16 protein-coding genes and 1 tRNA gene are annotated in these 19,291 nt (G+C 48.9%); 2 read left to right on the top strand and 15 right to left on the bottom strand.

The window, feature by feature from the left end; genetic code table 11:
* Positions 1–122 precede the first annotated feature (122 nt).
* The 8 genes from BZG13_RS12885 to BZG13_RS12920 form a co-directional block, all read right to left on the bottom strand.
* Positions 123–911: a DUF726 domain-containing protein gene (locus tag BZG13_RS12885; RefSeq protein ID WP_158074904.1), complete on the bottom strand. Its 789-nt coding sequence runs from the start codon at positions 909–911 to the stop codon at positions 123–125.
* Positions 912–1,326: 415 nt separating this feature from the next.
* Positions 1,327–2,214 carry a GIY-YIG nuclease family protein gene (locus BZG13_RS12890; protein WP_077486913.1) on the bottom strand — a complete coding sequence of 296 codons (888 nt, stop codon included), beginning with the start codon at positions 2,212–2,214 and terminating at the stop codon, positions 1,327–1,329.
* A gap of 141 nt (positions 2,215–2,355) precedes the next feature.
* A complete protein-coding gene (locus BZG13_RS12895) occupies positions 2,356–2,649 on the bottom strand; it encodes a hypothetical protein (RefSeq protein WP_241824813.1) in 294 nt (97 codons plus the stop codon).
* 710 nt (positions 2,650–3,359) lie between these two features.
* A tRNA-Ser gene (locus BZG13_RS12900) sits at positions 3,360–3,450 on the bottom strand.
* A gap of 130 nt (positions 3,451–3,580) precedes the next feature.
* A complete protein-coding gene (gene pstB / locus BZG13_RS12905) occupies positions 3,581–4,333 on the bottom strand; it encodes a phosphate ABC transporter ATP-binding protein PstB (protein ID WP_218089801.1) in 753 nt (250 codons plus the stop codon).
* Positions 4,334–4,466: 133 nt separating this feature from the next.
* Entirely contained in the window at positions 4,467–5,771 is a 1,305-nt protein-coding gene (gene pstA / locus BZG13_RS12910; protein ID WP_077486915.1) for a phosphate ABC transporter permease PstA, read from the bottom strand.
* Positions 5,764–7,146: a phosphate ABC transporter permease subunit PstC gene (gene pstC / locus BZG13_RS12915; protein WP_077486916.1), complete on the bottom strand. Its 1,383-nt coding sequence runs from the start codon at positions 7,144–7,146 to the stop codon at positions 5,764–5,766. Before pstC ends, pstA begins: the two co-directional genes overlap by 8 nt.
* 66 nt (positions 7,147–7,212) lie before the next feature.
* Complete coding sequence (locus tag BZG13_RS12920; protein ID WP_077486917.1) at positions 7,213–8,253, bottom strand: substrate-binding domain-containing protein; 1,041 nt, start codon at positions 8,251–8,253, stop codon at positions 7,213–7,215.
* A 292-nt stretch (positions 8,254–8,545) separates the two neighbouring features.
* Between BZG13_RS12920 and BZG13_RS12925 the strand changes: the two genes are divergently transcribed.
* Positions 8,546–9,016 (top strand): hypothetical protein, encoded by a 471-nt coding sequence (locus BZG13_RS12925; protein WP_077486918.1) that lies wholly within the window; start codon positions 8,546–8,548, stop codon positions 9,014–9,016.
* A 91-nt stretch (positions 9,017–9,107) separates the two neighbouring features.
* Here BZG13_RS12925 and BZG13_RS12930 read toward each other — a convergent pair whose 3' ends face one another.
* Positions 9,108–10,724 (bottom strand): methyl-accepting chemotaxis protein, encoded by a 1,617-nt coding sequence (locus tag BZG13_RS12930; protein ID WP_077486919.1) that lies wholly within the window; start codon positions 10,722–10,724, stop codon positions 9,108–9,110.
* Positions 10,725–10,852: 128 nt separating this feature from the next.
* The gene (locus BZG13_RS12935) at positions 10,853–11,314 is read right to left on the bottom strand and encodes a DUF3429 domain-containing protein (RefSeq protein WP_241824172.1); all 462 of its coding nucleotides are present in this window, start codon (positions 11,312–11,314) and stop codon (positions 10,853–10,855) included.
* Positions 11,315–11,516: 202 nt separating this feature from the next.
* On the opposite strand from BZG13_RS12935, the gene BZG13_RS12940 reads away from it, so the two are divergent.
* Entirely contained in the window at positions 11,517–13,190 is a 1,674-nt protein-coding gene (locus BZG13_RS12940; protein ID WP_077486920.1) for a BCCT family transporter, read from the top strand.
* A gap of 85 nt (positions 13,191–13,275) precedes the next feature.
* Here BZG13_RS12940 and glpC read toward each other — a convergent pair whose 3' ends face one another.
* The 5 genes from glpC to BZG13_RS12965 form a co-directional block, all read right to left on the bottom strand.
* Positions 13,276–14,529 (bottom strand): anaerobic glycerol-3-phosphate dehydrogenase subunit GlpC, encoded by a 1,254-nt coding sequence (glpC, locus tag BZG13_RS12945; protein ID WP_077486921.1) that lies wholly within the window; start codon positions 14,527–14,529, stop codon positions 13,276–13,278.
* A complete protein-coding gene (gene glpB / locus BZG13_RS12950) occupies positions 14,523–15,830 on the bottom strand; it encodes a glycerol-3-phosphate dehydrogenase subunit GlpB (protein WP_077486922.1) in 1,308 nt (435 codons plus the stop codon). The genes glpC and glpB overlap by 7 nt, the downstream gene beginning before the upstream one ends.
* On the bottom strand, positions 15,827–17,518 hold the full coding sequence (gene glpA, locus BZG13_RS12955; protein ID WP_077486923.1) for an anaerobic glycerol-3-phosphate dehydrogenase subunit A: 1,692 nt from the start codon (positions 17,516–17,518) through the stop codon (positions 15,827–15,829). Before glpA ends, glpB begins: the two co-directional genes overlap by 4 nt.
* A gap of 300 nt (positions 17,519–17,818) precedes the next feature.
* Positions 17,819–18,502, bottom strand: coding sequence for a YoaK family protein (locus BZG13_RS12960; RefSeq protein WP_077486924.1), 684 nt, complete (start codon positions 18,500–18,502; stop codon positions 17,819–17,821).
* Positions 18,503–18,516: 14 nt separating this feature from the next.
* Positions 18,517–19,281 (bottom strand): glucosaminidase domain-containing protein, encoded by a 765-nt coding sequence (locus BZG13_RS12965; protein ID WP_077486925.1) that lies wholly within the window; start codon positions 19,279–19,281, stop codon positions 18,517–18,519.
* Positions 19,282–19,291: the final 10 nt, after the last annotated feature.

The following is a 19,291-nucleotide window of genomic DNA, read 5'->3' on the forward strand; positions in this document are numbered from 1 at the left end:
CCTAGGCAGTATAATGTCATACTGGTTATGGTGCTGTTTGTGTTTGAATAATAGCAAGGGCTAGATATTCATTCCCACGCAGGAGCGTGGGAACGAGAAAAGCCAGAATAGTCTAGCCAAATCTATCTTATCACTTCACTCAATACTTTTTTAAATATTGAAAAAAGACTTATGTCAAAACAATCAATAATTTCATGTCCATTATTTTTGGTTAACTCCACTCTTTCTTTGATGCATATCCCGACTTCCTTCTTCTTATAAGAAGTATGCCCATTCACAATATTTGACAAGTCAACATTGTAAATTAAATTATTAGCATTCTTCGGTATAGGCTTTAATCCAATTGGTATATTACTGAAAAGAGTTCCTATTTTATAAAGAAACTTTAAAACCCAATCATTAGTTGAATAACAATTTGTAATCATTGACCCTGGATGTCTCGTACATGTCTCAATCCATTTTTCAGTATTTGACATGGCACCACCAAACAAATATATTGAGTGAATGCTATTCTTTCTTTCCAAATTAGATAATGCATTAAACGATACACTTGCCCCTAGCGAGTGCCCCATTAAAATAAACTGATTGGATTCTTGGTTGTTGATATAATGAGCTAGCCATATTCCCGCATCTTCAGATCGGCGTATTGCCTTACTCCAATCAGTACCTATATTAGCTATATTAGCTATAAAAGCAGGCACTGCGCTTCCAGCTCTTAAAATAGGCACAGAGGATGATAACATTTCAAATGCAATTGTTGAATCATTGCTAAATCCAAATAGTTTTTTTAAATTACCACTAGGCCAATCTAAATGAAGCACTCGCTGAAATGGATAAAGTTCATCAACTACAGAGAGCCAATCCTTAATATCTTCTTCAGACTCTGATAAAAAACCATTAATCACAATCACGGTAGGTTCTAATCCTTCTCGTATGTGCCTAATTTTATATTCACAACTCATCCAACTATCCGATATCGACTAAACATAATGCTTTATATGGGACGCAAGTAGTGTGCGCGCCCAAACCTAACTTGTTGAACGAAAACGCTATACGGCAGAACGCCGAATTATCGCCTATTTTTCTTCCTGCTCTGCAAGTCGCCAATGAACAGGAGGAATACCATGACCTCTCCACAACAAAAGGAATTCGGCATCCTTTATCAATAGTATCTCGACTAGGCTTACTTCTCGTCTTAGCTCACGCTGAAGAAACTGTCAGGCATGGCGCCTACCTATGCGTATTTCAAACTATTTACTTAATAATGCAACTGGCTTGTTCAACACCCAAATAAAGTGTCGGCTGCGCGATACTTATTCTTATTTGTTAGGTTTTATTTACCAACCTGTTCTCAATCACCTTTAAAAGCTCGCCATCTGCTGTTTTCCAACTAGTTGGGCCACTTCGACTATTGCCAGCCACTAAACATGCAGCATAGGAAGATGAGCTAACTAGCTTGTCTTTAACTAAAAGAAAATGATCGCCCTTGTCTTCAAGAAGACCATTTCTGATCATTTCTTCTTTCATAGAAATACTCTTAGTCGGCATACTAGGGGATGACTTATGATTTATTTGTGAACCCTTTAAAATTAAAAAACCATCATCAACAATACGACCTTGCGCTTTAACTTTATTCATCTTAAATGTAAATTCATAATTTATGATAGAGTCTTCTTCATCCTCATTTAAAGATGATCTTGTCGTAACAGACACTGATTCTAAAACTCTGTGACTCAGGCTACCTAAAACAATGCGAATATTATCAATAAACTCTTCCATTGCTGCAGAATCCGCTCGCGGCAAACTTGACTTTGTCGGAGTGTTATTATTTTTCAACTGGTAACGCTCTGATTTTTTACTAATTTCCACAAGCCGGGCTTCTAAATATTTTATATGCCCTTTAGTCAGGTTTTCATCCTTACTAGTGAATATAACCACTTCATTCCAGAACTCTTTCTTACGGTCATGATCAGCTAAACGTTTAAATACATCTTCTGACTCTCCGATATAAGCAATATTATTATCACCCTCTGAACTTTCGAATAAAAAATAAACCCCTGGCCTCTTAGATTCTTCCCATTTACCAAGTTCTGAAAATCTACTACGAGGGCAAGCTAATGCCTGACCTGACCAGTTAGCTATCTCAACGTGTCTTAACCCTGTTGGACTACCATCGGCTAAAAATGTTTTTATACAGCGACCAAATTTATACATATGATTAAAACTTCCTGTAAACCTAACGCCAAATTAAGGTGTGAACAACGCTAACCACCTACCTAATGCATTGTGCCATAAACACTAAACTTGCTTGAAGTGAGGGTGCCTAGCGTTGTGAATCACCCTTAAATTTTATTGTTATAACTTTGACGCCAGCAGATCTCTTAGCTGAGTTACCACACCGACCAAACTTTCATTCAGGTTCGACGCTTCGAAACTGTCTGGACAAACCCAATCCAGAAACTTAGCAGCGTTAGTGCTGCCGCCAATCATTGTAATAATATGTTCTTGGACTTCACTAGGAGTTAAACTCTTCTTTGTTTTCTTCGAGTTCACATGAGCGACATAGTCATCGCGCAGAATTAATAAAGACTTATTGCTTGTAATTTGCTCATTGAATTGACCACGGAGTTGATTGAGCTCATTCGTCATCTCGTTGAATTCGCGTGAATACTTACGGTTTAACTCAACGTACTTACAGCAATTTAAAACAATAGAGTTAAAACAAAGTCTCCATATGCATTGTCGACTAGTTTTTAATTCTGGTTTATGCATGTATGGTTTCGACTCATACTCGCGTATTAGGCTAACTGAAATAGTTAAGTCCCCTATCAGACCAACTAAAATCTCAAGTAACTCCTGATTTCTATTTCTCACTCGTTTTCCCAATAAAAGTTATAACATTGTACTAGTGTGCGTGCTCGATTTGTCAAAATCGTTATACGCCCTGTTTTATCTATAACCTCATGATAATCATGCGGTTTTCCATCTTTCTCATCAAATCCTCATTGGTGATAATGTGCATGCCGCCTATCCCGGTTGAGGTGTTCACATTATCCCCGCGCTTGTACTTTTAACCGATTGATTATTCGTGTTTTTTATTTTTTCGCCCCGGGAAAGTGTGAATCGGTCATGAGAAAGCGTGCATCTATGTAGGCGTTTTGTTGCGTTCCACGCTACCGCCCTTTGGTTGTCGGCATCCAAAAGGCCATGTAAGAGGCAGAAATATAAGGGTTAGCGTACCAGAGTGCAGAATAGCTGTTTAGACAGAATCGCCTAAAATGTTGGTGAGGTCAGAGTTTGGGAGTTTGCGGGACAATAAATGCAAAAAAGCCGCTGACTGAGCAGCGGCTTTCGGTATGTGGCGGAGAGATAGGGATTTGAACCCTAGAAGGGCTATTAACCCTTGCCGGTTTTCAAGACCGGTGCTTTCAACCACTCAGCCATCTCTCCGGAACGGGGCGTATACTAGAGGCAGCTCAGAGCGATGTAAAGTCCATTTTTACTTTTTCGCACTTAAGTGCTGATTTTATCAGCAAAAGCCTATTTTCAGCGCTTTTCTCTCCTTTGCCCCGCCGTTTATTTAGCCAAATCGACCGTTGATGTAATCAGAGGTCAGTTTGTGCTCAGGGTCATTAAAGACTTTTTGTGTGCTGTTGACTTCAACCAAGTCACCAAGGTGGAAGTAGGCGGTGCGGTCAGACACACGTGCCGCTTGCTGCATCGAGTGCGTGACGATCACGATGCTGAAGTTTTTCTTCAGATCGGCAATCAGCTCTTCAATGATACCCGTGGCAATCGGGTCTAGCGCCGAACAAGGCTCATCCATCAAGATCACTTCCGGCGCGACCGCAATGGTACGTGCGATACACAGACGCTGCTGCTGACCGCCTGATAGACCTGTTGCTGGCTGATCGAGGCGATCTTTCACTTCGTTCCAAAGCCCTGCGCGCGTGAGTGATTGCTCAACCAATGCATCCAACTCGTCTTTGCCGTCAATCAAGCCATGGATACGTGGGCCATATGCCACATTATCGTAAACCGATTTCGGGAACGGGTTAGGACGCTGGAATACCATGCCCACTTGCGAGCGAAGCTCCACAATTTCGGTGTCGCGATGATAGATATCTTCGCCATCCAAAATAATATCACCCGACACTTGGCAGCCAGGAATGGTGTCGTTCATGCGGTTGAGACAGCGCAAGAAGGTAGACTTACCACAGCCTGATGGACCAATCATCGCCAAGACTTCTTTTTCACCAATATCCAAGCTGACATCGGTGATCGCTGATTTTGAGCCGTTTTCGTAATTCACAAAGACATTACGAGCCGTCATACGTGGGCTCTCGACAAAAGGCACACCACACGTTTCAGTCGGTGCCGCCGTATTTTGCGGCGTGGTTTCTGCTACTTCTTCAGTCATGGCTAAGTTGTTCATTGTTGTCGTCGTCATGGTTGTTTCTCCCGACTTACCAGCGTCGTTCAAGACGCTTACGCAGAATCACGGCACAGGCATTCATAAGGGCAAGGAATGCCAGCAATACCATGATTGCGCCAGAGGTGTTTTCGACAAAGCCCTTTTCAGGATTCTCTGCCCATAAATAAATTTGAACAGGTAACGCAGTGGCGGCATCTAGGGGCCCTGAGGGGATATCCACAATAAAGGCCACCATACCAATCATCAGCAGCGGCGCGGTTTCGCCCAGCGCTTGCGCCATGCCGATAATGGTGCCGGTGAGCATGCCAGGCATGGCAAGTGGCAATACATGGTGAATCACCATTTGCATTTTTGATGCGCCGACACCCAAGGCGGCATCACGTACCGATGGCGGTACCGCTTTAATAGATGCGCGGCTCGAGATAATGATGGTTGGCAGTGTCATCAGTGTCAGGACCAAGCCGCCCACAACCGGCGCAGAACGCGGCAGGTCGGCAAAGTTGAGGAACACGGCTAAGCCCAGCAAACCAAACACGATCGACGGTACCGCTGCCAGGTTATTGATGTTAATTTCAATAATCTCAGTAATACGATTACGTGGTGCGAACTCTTCTAAGTAAATCGCGGCCGCCACCCCAATGGGGAAGCTTAATGCCAGTGTCACCAGCAGCGTATAGAAAGAGCCCACGGTCGCGCCCCAGATCCCGGCAAGCTCAGCATCACGGCTGTCACCATTGGTGAAAAAGCGCGAGTTAAACACGGTGCGAACACGATCGTCCTCTTTTAGCTGGTTGAACCAACCAATGTGTTTGTCTTTAAACTGGCGATAAGACTCCGGCAAGCTGCCATCGATATTGCCTTTGTTAAACTGATTGACGTTATCGCCCGCGAGTGCCCAAATTTCAACCTCTTGCCCCACCAAGTCAGGATTGGCTGCCACGCGGTCGCGTAAGTCGTACTCGGCTCCGTTAGACAGAAAACGGAACAGCTCACGTTTGTCGCCACGCGACGTCACCTCGGGCATGGCATCAAAAATGGCATCTGCCAAAACTGAGCGATAGCCCAGATATTTAAGGGTCTCATCATTTAATGGCTTGCCTTCAATACCTAGATTTTCTTCACTTAAATCAACGGTCAAGCGAATTTCCGTGGTATAGAAAGCGGTGTAGCCTTGCGAGACGATCGAGCCGAGCAATAGAACCAAGAAGGTAAACGCTAGGAAAATAGAGCCGATACCGTAAAAACGGAAACGTCCTTCTTTCCCGCGGCGCTTTGCTAAGCTAGCCCTTACCCTTGCGCGCTTTTCTTGCGCCAGTTGTTCGATTTTATCAGTCATATTGTTCCCGGTATTTCTTCACGATGTTCAACGCAATCACGTTAAGTGCCAGTGTCACAACAAATAAGGTCAGACCCAAAGCAAACGCCGCCAAGGTTTTTGGACTATCAAATTCTTGGTCACCCACAAGAAGCGTGACAATCTGCACCGTCACTGTGGTAACTGAATCAAGGGGATTAGCCGTTAGGTTAGCCGACAGACCCGCTGCCATTACGACAATCATGGTTTCGCCGATTKCACGTGAAACAGCCAGCAATAAGCCACCCACAATGCCGGGTAATGCAGCCGGTAAAACAACCTTGCGAACCGTTTCTGACGGCGTCGCGCCCAGTCCATACGAGCCATCACGTAGCGATTGCGGTACAGCAGTGATCACATCGTCTGATAATGACGACACAAAAGGAATAATCATGATCCCCATCACCGCACCGGCAGCCAGTGCACTCTCTGACGACGCGCTGCTAAAGCCGATCGCCTGTGCCACATCACGGATAAAGGGTGCGGCCACCAATGCGGCAAAGAAGCCATAAACCACCGTTGGAATACCTGCCAGGATCTCCAAAATTGGTTTGACGATACCCCGTATACGCGGCGATGCATATTCGGCCAAGTAGATCGCGCTCATCAACCCGACTGGCGCCGCAATGCACATGGCGATAAACGAGATCATTAAGGTGCCGGTAAACAGTGGAATCGCACCAAACGAGCCACTGGCCGCTTGTTGGTCTGCACGTAAGGCAATTTGCGGTGACCACTCAGTACCAAAAATAAATTCAGTGACTGGGATCATTTGGAAAAAGCGCAACGCCTCAAACAACACCGAGAGCACAATGCCCAGTGTGGTTAAAATCGCGAGTGTTGAACAAAGCAGCAAAAAAGCCTGCATCACATTTTCCACGCGATTTCGAGCGCGAAGACGTAATCGCAGAGAGCGCCAGCCAAAGGCCAACCCCGCTAATGCAAGCGATGTCATGGCGGTGAAACGCAACGTCGTTCCCAGTTGGTTCAACATTTGATAATGGTCAGCCGCTGCCAACAAGACAGCATCGTCAGTTTGGGTGATGCCACGAGCGACGTTGCCAATCTGACTGTATAGCAAGTCGGCGTTGCCGAACTGCGTGACATACGAATCAGACAGTTGTGCCATCACCAAACTGTGGATCAAGTTGGGTTCTACCGCTTGCCACAACAATAAGAGAACCAGTGCCGGAATAGCCGCGAGAATCGCAACATAAGAGCCGTAATAATTAGGACGAGAATGAAGCTTACTCAATCCGCCAGCCGTATCGGCGAGCTTGATTGAACGTGATCGAGCAATAAAAAAGCCTGAAATTGCAATAATAGCAATCACGGTCATCAGCATGGGTGTTGTCATTGTTCCTCCTGAACACGCACAAAGGTGGCACCTCATGTGTGCCACCTTTTCGTGTTCACACTGCGCTTACAGGTTTGGTTTTAGGTCAACTGCGGCGCTGCGTACTTGTTTCCATTCACCGTTGTCGAGTGGGATAAGGCCACGGTCAGCCAAGTAACCCATGTTGCCGATTGCATCTTCAGCAGTGAATGCGCTTACGTAGTCTTTCAGACCTGGAATCACGTCTTCGTGTGCTTTTTTCACGTAGAAGTACAGTGAACGTGATACGGGATAGTCGCCACTACCAATCGCGTCAAATGTTGGTTCAACGCCCGCGATTTTTGAGCCTTGTACCTTGTCAGCATTTTGCTCTAGGAAGCTGTAACCGAAGATACCAAGTGCATCTGGGTTTGCTTCAAGCTTTTGTACGATAAGGTTGTCGTTCTCACCCGCTTCGATGAAAGCACCGTCTTCACGCATGCCGTGACAAATCGCTTTGAATTTGTCTTCGTTGCTGTCTTCAAGCGCCGCCACTTCTGGGTACTCGGCACAGCCCGCTTCCATGGCTAGCTCAACAAAAGCGTCACGCGTCCCTGATGTTGGTGGTGGACCTAGCACCTCAATTTTGGTGTTAGGCAGTGATGGGTTCACGTCTTTCCACGTTTCATTTGGGTTGTCGATAAAGTTGCCGTTGCCGTCTGGCACGGTTTTAGCGAGCGCGGTGTAGATCTCTTTCAAGCTCAGGTCATATTGCTGAGACATTTTCGAGTTTGCCAGCGCAATACCGTCATAACCGATTTTGATTTCAACAATGTCGTCAACACCGTTTGACTTACAACGGTCGATTTCCGAGCTTTTAATTTTACGTGATGCGTTAGTAATATCTGGCGTGTTTTCACCCACACCTGCACAGAACAGCTTAAGACCGCCGCCTGAACCGGTAGATTCGATTTTTGGTACTGAGTATTGCGACGTGCGACCGAAGCGCTCAGCAACTACAGTAGCAAAAGGGTAAACAGTAGAAGAGCCAACGATGCTAATGTAATCACGGTTTGCGGCCGTTGCGCTACCTGAGGCCAGCACGGCCATTGATACTGTAGTAGCTGCAAAGAGAGCTTTAAGTTTCACATCAACCTCCAAGTCGATTATTTAAGTTAGTGCTGTGCAAATCAATTTATCTACACATAACGAAGAACTCGGTTAACGGGGAGACACATTAAGAGCACAAAGTGACAGTTCCTTTATGCAATCATGAAGGTTTGATGACAGTGCGGCGCATTGGTAACAGATTCAAAAGTTGTTTTTACCACGCTGGCGCTGAACACATGGCGGGCTAGGATAAACGCATCCAGGGCTGATGCGCGTCGACGAGATGCGCCGATAATTGTCCTGTATTCCACTTTTTAGATGAGAAAAGGCAATGATAGATGCCAAAGACAATGTCCCGTTAGACGCGCTTGCCGACGCGTTCCCGATGCATAACGATACCGCGCCGAGTAAGCCAGTGGTTTTGTTTTTGTGCGATGGTGAACATGGCGTCTCCTTGATGGCCGCCGCCTTGATGAAAAGTAAAGCGAGCAGCTTTTTTGATGTTTACTGCGCACATACATCCAGCACCATGCATACTGCACAAGCGTCAAAAGCACTTATTCAATTTCAACTCTCAACCTCTGGGATCACGCCTTGCCCGCTGGCCGAGCTGACATTGACATATGTTGATTATCTAGTTGCCGTGAATCCAGCCGCCGTACAATCTGGACTACCCTTGCCCCGTTACGGAAAATTTGTGCCTTGGGATGTGACCGAGCACAGTGATGCCGGCTTGGTTGCCGTGCTCCGGGAGGTGAATAAAAGCATCAACTACTTTTTATCTTTGTATTTATTTCGTTGAGATATTTGTTTCGCTACTGCGTTTGCGGCGGGAATAAAAAGTGCGCGCCATTCGCGCACTTTGTGTTGGTGGATGGTGTCGGTGGGTACAGTTATAGCCTAAAGGCTTCCGCTTGCTCTTTAATACTGGCGTTTTCTTTTTCCAAACGTTCGTACGCTTGACGGGTTTGCTCCGCCGTCTCGGCAAGTGACTCTGCCGCTCGGTGAATCGCGGACACATTTTGGTTCAGATCCGCCGCTGCCGTGGTTTGCTCTTCGGTCGCGGTAGCAATCGCACCGGTCATTTCAGATACCTGTTGCGTGGCATCATTGATGGTGTCAATCGCTTCTGCCGCACGCTTGGCATCATCCAGCCCTTTTTGCGTCAAGGTTTGGCTATCGCTCATCACTTTGTAGGCCTGACGCGCTTTGGTTTGCAGTCCTTCAATGATCTGGTTGATCTCATCGGTCGATGATTGGGTTTTGGTTGCCAACCCTCGTACCTCATCAGCCACGACCGCAAAGCCTCGACCCGCTTCGCCCGCGCGAGCCGCCTCAATAGCCGCGTTGAGCGCGAGCAAGTTGGTTTGCTCGGCGATGGTACTAATCACTTCCGAGACTTTACCGATATTTTCGCTATCTTCGGTTAACGCCTCAATCACTTGCGAGGCTTCGTTAACTTGATCTTTAGCCGCTACGCTTTGCTGATACGATTGCTCAAACGTTTGTCGGCCTTGCTCTGCGTATTCACGCGATTTATCAGTATGTTCCGCCGCATTGACAGTGTTACTGGCCACTTCACCAAAGGTAGACTCCATCTGCGTCATCGCGCTCGCAAGCTGTGAGAGTTCACCCCGCTGTTGCTCGACGCTATTCACGGTATGGCTCACCTGGGTCGATAGCTCATCACTGACCGTTTGTAATCGCTTAGTGCCTTTCACTAACGACCCTATCAGCTCGGTAATGCTTTCTTGCATTTGCGCAAAGGTATTCGCTGCTTGTCCCAGCTCGTCGCGGTTAAACGTATCGAGATCCAACCGTTGGGTAAGATCACCGCTTTCCACCCGCTGCATCTGAGTAACCAGCTTCGCCAGCGGCCCACGTATTCGCTGTTGTAGCAATAACGCCACACCCGCCATCAGCACAACCAGAGCAATAATCACGGCAATACCAATATAAATGAGACGCTCAATTTTTTCCGATTCTCGCGTCTTTATCGCGTTGGCTTGGTCTTCCAACGTCTGTTGCAATGTGGCAAGGTTCGCGACTATCTGGTCAAACGGCGCCAACATGGGGCCTAACATTTTACGGCGCGCATCATCAATTCGCCCGTTATCAATAAGCGAAATATAATCGTTTTGCATCTCACGGTAATTGTTCAGGCGCGTTTCTATCGTGGCCACGGCCTCTGTATTACTGTCACTCACCGTGAGTGCTTTCATTCGGTCAAGTGCTTCGCCAACCTCTTGATCGTTGCGCTCTATTTTCACCAAAATATCGCGATGCGCTTGTTTATCATCGGTTAACCCGTAATCGAGTGCGAAGCGGCGATAAGTGACGGTATAATAACGCAAGTCAGACACAGTGCTCAGCAGGCGAACATTACGCTCTACCACATCATTAAACTGTGCCTTGACCGTGTTTATTTCGCTGAACAAGTACGCCCCGCTCGCCGCAACCGCAATGCCGAGTGCCAGAAACACCACGCGTAAATACTGTATAATCGTCATTGGTTACCCCGCTGCCCCTAATTCCACTATAAAGTTACTTGTTTTTTTGCGCACGAGGTAACGGGTACGGCCTATTGCTGCAATAGGTTCATTCTCGGTAGGGTTTTTCTTGGTGGCCTTTTTGCTGATCACACCACAATGAGCAGCAACCCATGACAAGCCACAACAGCTATCGTCAAGCGGCCACGCATGGTTTGATAGGCAGAGGACGTGTCTTCACTCTCGCTTTTTCGGATCCATTTTTCCGCCAGCCATACCGCTAAATAACCGGTCGCAAGCAGCCCAGTCGCGATCAGGTATTGGGTCGCGCCTTGAATAAGCGCCCCCCAAGCCAAGAGTGCAAACAGGTTGCTCAGCAATAACGCATTACGGCTAAGTTTATGGGAAAAGTGATCGATGCCATTGCCCCATAAAACGCCGGATAAAAAGCTTAAAATTACCGCGCTATAGCTCAAAAAAAGCTGCTCGCCACTGAGACCGAATAAGGTCAGATCGGCCCAGGTGACGAGCACACCGCCAATAAAAGGAAGCAAGCCAAGGTACCCAAGTTGCAGCATGGTATCGCGCGAAGCGGGTTGTGGTTTCATCATCTCACTCCTAGACACTCTATTAAGGTTTTTATCAATCCTAAGTGTACGAAGACAATCCGCCATTGGCCGTCTTATCAACACATTTCGCTGCTTTTCTCAACACCTCCACCTAACATAATTTGATTAACGGCTCTTTTTTTTGCAAAGGGTGCTTGTGTTGCGTAAATTGTTGCGCGTTTTGTTGTTAAAAGAGGAACGATTCATGTCAACACGAAGTACGTCGGATGCGAGTAATGCCAGCGCATTGCAGCATCCGTTTGCCGATTGCGTCACACAGACCGGCCTGTTTAAAGGTGTTCATAAAAATATGATGATCGCCGCCACGCTCCTGGTTTGTGTCTTCGTGTTTTTTACCGGATTTAATACTGATTTAGCCGGCCGTGTATTTGCCGCGGCACGTGGCTGGGTGGAGTCGACCTTTGGTTGGTATTACATGTTGGTGTTGGTGCTGTTACTGGTCGCCAGCTTGACGATTGCCGTCACGCGTTTAGGAAACATTCGGTTGGGTGATGACGATGACCGGCCCGAGTTTAGCACCTTCTCGTGGCTATCCATGTTGTTTTCCGCCGGTGTCGGTGTTGGCATATTGTTTTTTGGGGTAGCCGAACCCACGCTCTACTTTGATACAAGTGGTGCGTTCGGCTACCCCAACAACCCATATGCTGATATGGCAGGCGCAACCACCATGGGATTTGATCGCGCGGTCGCTGCTCTGCGTGTTACTTACTTTCACTGGGGCTTTCATGGCTGGGCCGTGTACGTCATTGTTGGCCTCGCGCTGGCGTATTTCTCGTTCCGTAAAAAACTGCCGCTCGCGCTGCGATCCACCATTTACCCGCTGATTGGCGATCGGATCTACGGCCCCATTGGTCATATCACCGACATCTTGGGTGTCCTGGGCTGCGTATTCGGTGTCGCTACCTCGCTCGGGTTAGGTGTCAGTCAGATCGCGGTGGGGCTCGATCGCTTATTTGGCGTCGACCCGGGTGTCATGACTCAGGTTATCCTGATCGTTTTGATTTCTGTGGCCTCAATCATGTCGTCTCTGTCTGGCGTCGGCAAAGGGATCCGCATTATTTCCGAGTGGAACATTATCGTCTCGGCATTGGTGATCGCTTACTTCTTATTTGGTGGGCCAACCACCTGGTTAATCCACGTCTTTGGTGCTTCACTCAGTGACTATTTGGTCGGTTTTATCCCAATGGGACTGTGGTTTCCTGAAACATCAGGCCCAGCCGCATGGCAAAATGCCTGGACCATTTTCTACTGGGGTTGGTGGATTGGCTGGGCGCCCTTTATTGGCTTATTTATTGCCCGCATTTCTCGCGGACGTACCCTGCGTGAGTTTGTGGTTTGTGTGCTTTGCGCGCCAACGCTGATGATTTTTGCTTGGTTGGCCATTTTTGGCGGCAATGCGTTGCATCAAGAGCTTGTTGCTGAGACGGGTGTCGGTACTGCGGGAATCATTGATTTGGTGAATGGCTGGGACTTGCCTGCGGCATTGTTCGCCACAGCCGATGGCATTACCGGCGGTGGTATCTGGGGTTGGATACTGAACGCCATGATGATCTTTTTGCTGTTTAGCTGGTTTATTACCTCGTCCGATTCCAGCACCTTGGTGCTCACCACCATTCTGTCGATGGGCAATGATGATCCGCCGAAACGCTTCCGTGTTTTCTGGGGCACCATGATCGGCGCTGTCGCCGCGGTGCTTTTGGTCGCAGGCGGCTTAAGAGCCTTACAAACGGCCAACATGGTGACTGCATTACCTATCAGTGTATTGGTGATCTTAATGACCATCAGTGTGATGAAGTCTTTACTGGCAGAGCCGGTTGGCAAGCCCACCGCCTCGACGCCATCACAAGCGAATCACTAGACCGGTTTCACTGACCAACGAAAGCGCCACCTCATACGGTGGCGCTTTTTATTCAAGGTCGTCTTATTCGAGGTCGTCGTCGCTTTTATGGGTTCGTACCATCCACGGCCATCGCCAGCACACTGACCGGATGCAAGGCTTCCAACGGTGTGTTCTCTTCAATTTGCCATTTGCAGGTTTCACAATCGGTGATAGCAAAGTCGGCTTCTGCAGCTTTAATCTGCGCAAACAAACCACTACCGATGGCAATCGAGGTTTGATAGTTCTCGGTTTTAAAGCCATAGGTGCCTGCCAAACCACAACACTCGCTATCGAGCACAACCACGTCTAGCCCGGGGATCATCCGCAATAGCTCAATGGTGAACATCGCATTGCCACTGCGCTCCAAGTGACAAGGGGTGTGATACACCACCCGCTTATTGACGGGTTTTAGCTTGGGCATCTCGCCATTCATTGCCGCTTTGAGTAAAAAACGGGTCACGAAGCTAATTTGTCCTGCTACATGCTGATTGTCGACACCCAATACATGCGGATACTCTTCTTTGAGTGTCAGCGCACACGATGATGACGTCGCGATCACTGGGCGCTCGTCGGCAACAGAATCGGCAATCATCGCGGTATTGGCGGTAGCATTGCGTCTTGCTTTATCATAAAAACCGTTAGCAATTAAGGGGACACCACAGCATTTGTGTTTCTCTAATAGCTGAACGCCATAGCCCATCGCATTCATTACTGTGACCAAGTCTTTGCCGAGCTGCGGATTGTTAAAATTCACATAACAACCGTGAAAATAGCTGACTTGTTTGGGGTATTCAGCTTGTACCGCCGTTTGACTTTTCATCCAGCGGCGGAAGGTACCAAAAGAATACTTAGGCAAGGATTTATGTTTATCTACCCCAATGGTGGCATGCATCACTGCTTTTACCGGTTTTAGATCCGTCATCGCATTCACAATCGGTGCCACTGGGTTCGCCAAGGTACCAAATAAATCGGTGTGGCTGAGCACGTAATCACGCATCAACTTAGGATTGATGTTTTTCTCGCCATGTTTACCCCGTGCCACGGCAATGATATCACCAATTTTCACCCCAGAGGGACAGGCGGTTTCGCAGCGTTTGCAGTTGGTGCATAGTTTGAGTAGGTCGTCATAATACTCTGGATTTTTGATCCGCAGACGCTCGCCGTCCGGCCCACACTCTTTGGGGCCCGGATACGCCGGATTCACTTTCGACACTGGGCAGTACACAGTGCAGACGGTACACTTGATACACTGGTCAAAACTGGTGGGCTGCGGTGCATGGTCGCGATATTCTCTCTGTTTAAGCCATTCGGTTAACATATGGCCTCCTTAGCGTTTGCCATCACGGCAAGTGCTCGTTGTGCCGCGGCGTAGCCTGTTGCAACCGCAACGCCTCCGCCGCAACCTTCAAATACGGGATCGTAACCACTGAGTACCGCCCCACATACAAACAAGTTTTGACAACGTTTTCCGCGCGCGGTAGGCCGCAGTTGGTTATCGGTGTTAATACCGAAGGCCATAAAAGGATGACTTTGCTGGCTGAAAAAGTCGTCATTGCGCCATTCGCTGCGGTCAGGGCTTTGTACCATATCTAACCCCAGTGTTGGCTCGCTAACTTGGGTGCGATCCGCATTCAAGCCGCGACTAAAATAGCTTCCCGTCGCCAAGATCACTGCCTCTGCGGTTAACGGAATATCCTCTAACTGACGGGTATGTAATGCGGTGAGGCGGCCACTGTCGTCAAACTCGCCGCTTGTGACTTGATCACCGCGCAGCAACATGCCACCTGCACTGGCAAACGCGCGCTGCAGCGCCTCTTCTATTCGAATCCCGAGTAACGAAGGCGGCATGGTGGGCACTTCATGGAAACAACGATCGGTGCGCTGTTTAAGTGCATCCATACCCTGCTCGCCCGCAACGTTGGCAATGATGGCGGGCAATATCACGAGCTCATCCGGTCCAGATTGCGCGATTAACTGCTCGCACAGGCTGTCAAAGGCGTTAGGATCGGCCAGTAAGCGTGACAGATCAACCGAGCGCAATTCATTGCGGTTACGGCGCAAACGCTCCGCACCAGGAATCGAAAGCGTGATGGTGCGACTCGGGCAGGAGGCAAAATCGCGCTGCGCGGTAATAGTGTCTTTGGCTAACGTCGGTTGCGCATCGCGATAGCCGTCAATGGCGGCAAAACAGAGACCCGAAAAACGGCGCGGGCCGCGATGTTGATACACGTGCCCTTGCGATAACCACGTCGGACGCACGGTGCCCAGCGGCGTGATCCGGCCATGATTGGCGTTGTCTTCTTGATGATACAAACACACTTTTTGCGCACTGAGTTGCTGTTGGAACCAGGTTAACGAATCGGTGATCTCATCAAGGCTCACCTTGGCATAAGGGTGCTCAGGATGCTGGCGCACCAATTTGGGAATCGCCTCAAACGGTTGGATAACCGGCTCACCATTAGGAAAATGGCCCAGTACATCAATTGAACCCGAGGAAAAATGCAGTGCACTTTGTCCCGCACTGATCATTACCGTTTTTTTGCCGGCTTCCAATGCACGTATCGCTGCCGTATACCCAGCAATGCCACCGCCAATCACCGCAATATCATAGTGAATCATTGTGAGACCTCCTGATCGACAGCTTGAGTAGACACTTGCTCATTCATTTCCGTTTTTGATTCCTCGCTCGACGACTTAGGCACATCACCGGCGCCAAATAATCCTTGATAAATCCAGTAACTAAATTCGGCTTCGCGTAAAGCGTCCCCCCAGAAGATAGGCTTGACGCCCTTCCAGCGCTCTTCAAGAAAGTCCACCAGCAGCCCAGCACTCGCTTGCCCATCTAATCCTCCGCATTCACTAAATAAGCTGGCGGCACGATAACTGCACAACTCACCCTGACAAGGCCCCATACCCAGACGGGTGCGGCGACGTAAATCAGTGATGTTTTTTGCGTCCAACGATTGAATGGCATAGTTCACCTCGCCCTTGGTCACCATTTCGCATTCGCAAATCACCGCTTGGCTGTCGTCACTTTCATCCAAAAAATGGCTGACGCGTTCGCCATGGCGATAATAGGCGGATTGATAGACGGGTTTGACCAAGCTTGCACTGGCTTTGCTGATCCCTTTAGAAGGCTCAGAGCCCGGCAGCGGACGGGTCGCGGTTTGGCAGGCATTGCGGTTACCCAGTTTTTCAGCCACCAAATCTGTGGCTTGCTCGGCCATCAGTCGATAGGTCATGAGTTTGCCACCGGTTATGGTGATCAAACCGTCAAGGCCATCGCGCGCTTGGTGGTCAAGCAACACGATGCCGCGGCTAATATTACGACCACTGCCATCATCGTCCACCGAGACCAATGGACGTACGCCTGCATAAGCCCGTAACACCCGAGTATTGGCCATGATGGGAGCCAGCTTGGCGCCCTCGCGCATCAGCACATCCACTTCTTGTGGCGTCACCGCCAACTTATCAATTTGGTCGTACTCAATATGCTCGGACGTCGTACCAATTAAGGAAATAGTATCGCCAGGCACCAAGATGTCCGCATCGGCCGGTTTGCGACAGCGGTTGATCACTCGATTATTAATGCGGTAATCGAGGATCAGCAATGAGCCCTTGGCAGGAAACATTTTGATGTTGAGATCGGCATACTCACAGATAGTCTGGCCCCAAATCCCTGCCGCATTGATCACTTGCTGGGCCATAATCGAAAAGCGCTCACCCGTAAGAGTGTGGATACAATGAACCCCTTGTACCGTCGCGCCTTGGCGAATTAATCCAGTGACTTGGGTATGATTAAATACCTTGCCGCCATGCTCTTTACCGTCTAACACATTTGCCGCACACAAACGAAAGGGGTCAACCGTGCCATCGGGCACTTGCACGGCGCCTATCATGGCCGGGTTAGCATTGGGCTCTAGAGCGAGCGCCTCATGCGGTGTGAGTTTTCGTGTCGGAATACCGGCTTTATCACAGCTGGCGATAAAGGTATCTTGGTAGGCCAGATCGTCTTCCGGCAAGGTAATAAACAGCCCCTTGGTATCTTCCACGCAATGACGCGCCACGGATTTAAGAATGGTGTTTTCTTGGATGCATTCGCGTGCCGATTCGGTATCCGTGACCGCGTAACGAGCCCCAGAGTGCAACAACCCATGGTTGCGACCCGAAGTGCCTGCCGCAATATCGTCACGTTCGAGCAAAATGCACGAGATGCCGCGAAGCGCACAATCGCGCATGATGCCAGTGCCGGTCGCACCGCCACCAATGATGACCACATCCGTTTCAATATAATGGCGAGTTGGCATGGGGCCTCCTTGTTACTTTATCGTAACCAGAGTGTGGCATTTCCCGTGCAACAATGACGGCGACAACATCACACTATGCGCGAAAGCGAAAAGGAAACTGCGGCTTGTTTGATTTAGGACAAACTTTTGCGTGGCGGATAGCGCGCGAATGGTGACACGGCAAATGGGTACCACAAGAAATCAGGCCGCGTTTATCCGCCATTTGAGGAAAACACCTAGGGATAGCATAGTCGTGAAAAAGAAGACAAAGAAGACAAAGACGCCATGCTCGAAAACGCGCATTGTTAATACATTGTGTATTTATTGGCTATTATTGCCCGATCTCAAATGTTGTCGAGTCATGGTGGCGCGATAACACAGCGCCACCACGAAGCATAATCCCGCCGGAAACAACAAGGCCGTAAAGTGGAAATGCGCAAATAACGCCGCCCCTACCACGCCGCCAACAATAAACCCCGACGCAATCAGTAAAAACAGCATCAGTTTACGCTTATCAACGCGGTTACCGCGCAGCTTGCCGCCCAACATTAAGCCTAAATCGGTGACAATACCGGTTAAATGGGTTGAGCGTACAATCGCACCACTATAGGTGGTCGCCATCGCATTTTGCAGGCCACAAGCCGCCGATGCCGCCAGTTGACCAATGGCAAGGCCGCGGGACAAAAAATAAAACGCCACCACAATTAACCCGGCTTCAACAAAGAGTGCCGAGTCATAATGGCGGCCCAGCTTTAGCGTGCTGCCATGCAATAAGCAGCCGGACACCGCAGCACCAAGGAAAAAGGCCAACAATAAGCCACCCAGCTGAACAACGTGCATCCACTGGCCCGCAAACAGCCCCGAGCCAAATTGCGTCGCAGTGCCTGATACGTGTGAGACGGCTTGGYGTTCAAAGCCCAACAAGCCGATCGCATTGATGGTGCCGGCGATCAGTGCCAACACGAACGCCCCGGATTCAACCCACCGAGGCAAACGGGTAATCATTGGCTTTCCTTGCGTTAGTTAGTCGATGACGATGCTGGCGGGTCGAGCCTATCAAGTTGGTTATGACGGATCATCGCTTGCAACTCTTCCACATAGGCCTGCCCACGCTCAGAGTAGCGCCCTAATCCATTGGCGAGCACCGCGCCTGAAAGCGTTTTGTTTTGCTCTCGCAGACGGGCGCGGATCTCGCGTAGCCCTTGATACGCGGCATGGGTATTTAAGTTATTGATGTAGCTTTTTACTGAGGCTTGTGGGTTATCAAAGGCTGCCACTTCGTGCACTTTCCCTTCCGCACGTTGCTTGGGTACCAGTCCACATCCTTTGCTGAAACACCACTGTCCGAAGTAATTATTCCCTTCACGCGCAAACCGCGAGGTGCCCCATGCACTCTCATTGGCCGCCTGCGCTAATACCAACGACGGCGGAATGATATCTACCCGTTGGATCAGTGCCATCCAGTCTGCTTCTTGGCCGACATCAAACTCGGCTAGCTCATACTGATCGGCGAGCGCTTGAACGCGTTTTGTTTCTCGGCGGCTTAACTCACTTTGACGCGTGTGCCATGCCGTTAACGCGGTGCGATCCGCCAAGATTTCGCTGTTAATGGTATTCACGACAGGGGTGAAGTAATCAAAAAACGCCTGCTTACGCTCTGCCCCCGCCGCAAAGGATTGAAAATCAGGAACAAGGGGAGCTTTGGGCTGCTGACGCGAGATCAAAATGGTGATAGCCACAGCAACAATAGCCATGCCAATCAAGACAAAGTTACGATGTTTCATGATGCCCCTG

This window comes from Salinivibrio sp. ML323 (assembly GCF_001995745.1).
GTDB classification, from domain to species: Bacteria; Pseudomonadota; Gammaproteobacteria; order Enterobacterales; family Vibrionaceae; genus Salinivibrio; species Salinivibrio kushneri.

Excerpts from the sequence above, each read along its gene's own strand:
- BZG13_RS12890 (WP_077486913.1), bottom strand. The coding sequence starts at position 2,214 with ATGTATAAATTTGGTCGCTGTATAAAAACATTTTTAGCCGATGGTAGT.
- BZG13_RS12895 (WP_241824813.1), bottom strand. The coding sequence starts at position 2,649 with ATGACGAATGAGCTCAATCAACTCCGTGGTCAATTCAATGAGCAAATT.
- pstB (WP_218089801.1), bottom strand. The coding sequence starts at position 4,333 with ATGACGGCTCGTAATGTCTTTGTGAATTACGAAAACGGCTCAAAATCA.
- pstA (WP_077486915.1), bottom strand. The coding sequence starts at position 5,771 with ATGACTGATAAAATCGAACAACTGGCGCAAGAAAAGCGCGCAAGGGTA.
- BZG13_RS12925 (WP_077486918.1), top strand. The coding sequence starts at position 8,546 with ATGATAGATGCCAAAGACAATGTCCCGTTAGACGCGCTTGCCGACGCG.
- BZG13_RS12930 (WP_077486919.1), bottom strand. The coding sequence starts at position 10,724 with ATGACGATTATACAGTATTTACGCGTGGTGTTTCTGGCACTCGGCATT.
- BZG13_RS12935 (WP_241824172.1), bottom strand. The coding sequence starts at position 11,314 with ATGATGAAACCACAACCCGCTTCGCGCGATACCATGCTGCAACTTGGG.
- BZG13_RS12940 (WP_077486920.1), top strand. The coding sequence starts at position 11,517 with ATGTCAACACGAAGTACGTCGGATGCGAGTAATGCCAGCGCATTGCAG.
- glpC (WP_077486921.1), bottom strand. The coding sequence starts at position 14,529 with ATGTTAACCGAATGGCTTAAACAGAGAGAATATCGCGACCATGCACCG.
- glpB (WP_077486922.1), bottom strand. The coding sequence starts at position 15,830 with ATGATTCACTATGATATTGCGGTGATTGGCGGTGGCATTGCTGGGTAT.
- glpA (WP_077486923.1), bottom strand. The coding sequence starts at position 17,518 with ATGCCAACTCGCCATTATATTGAAACGGATGTGGTCATCATTGGTGGC.
- BZG13_RS12965 (WP_077486925.1), bottom strand. The coding sequence starts at position 19,281 with ATGAAACATCGTAACTTTGTCTTGATTGGCATGGCTATTGTTGCTGTG.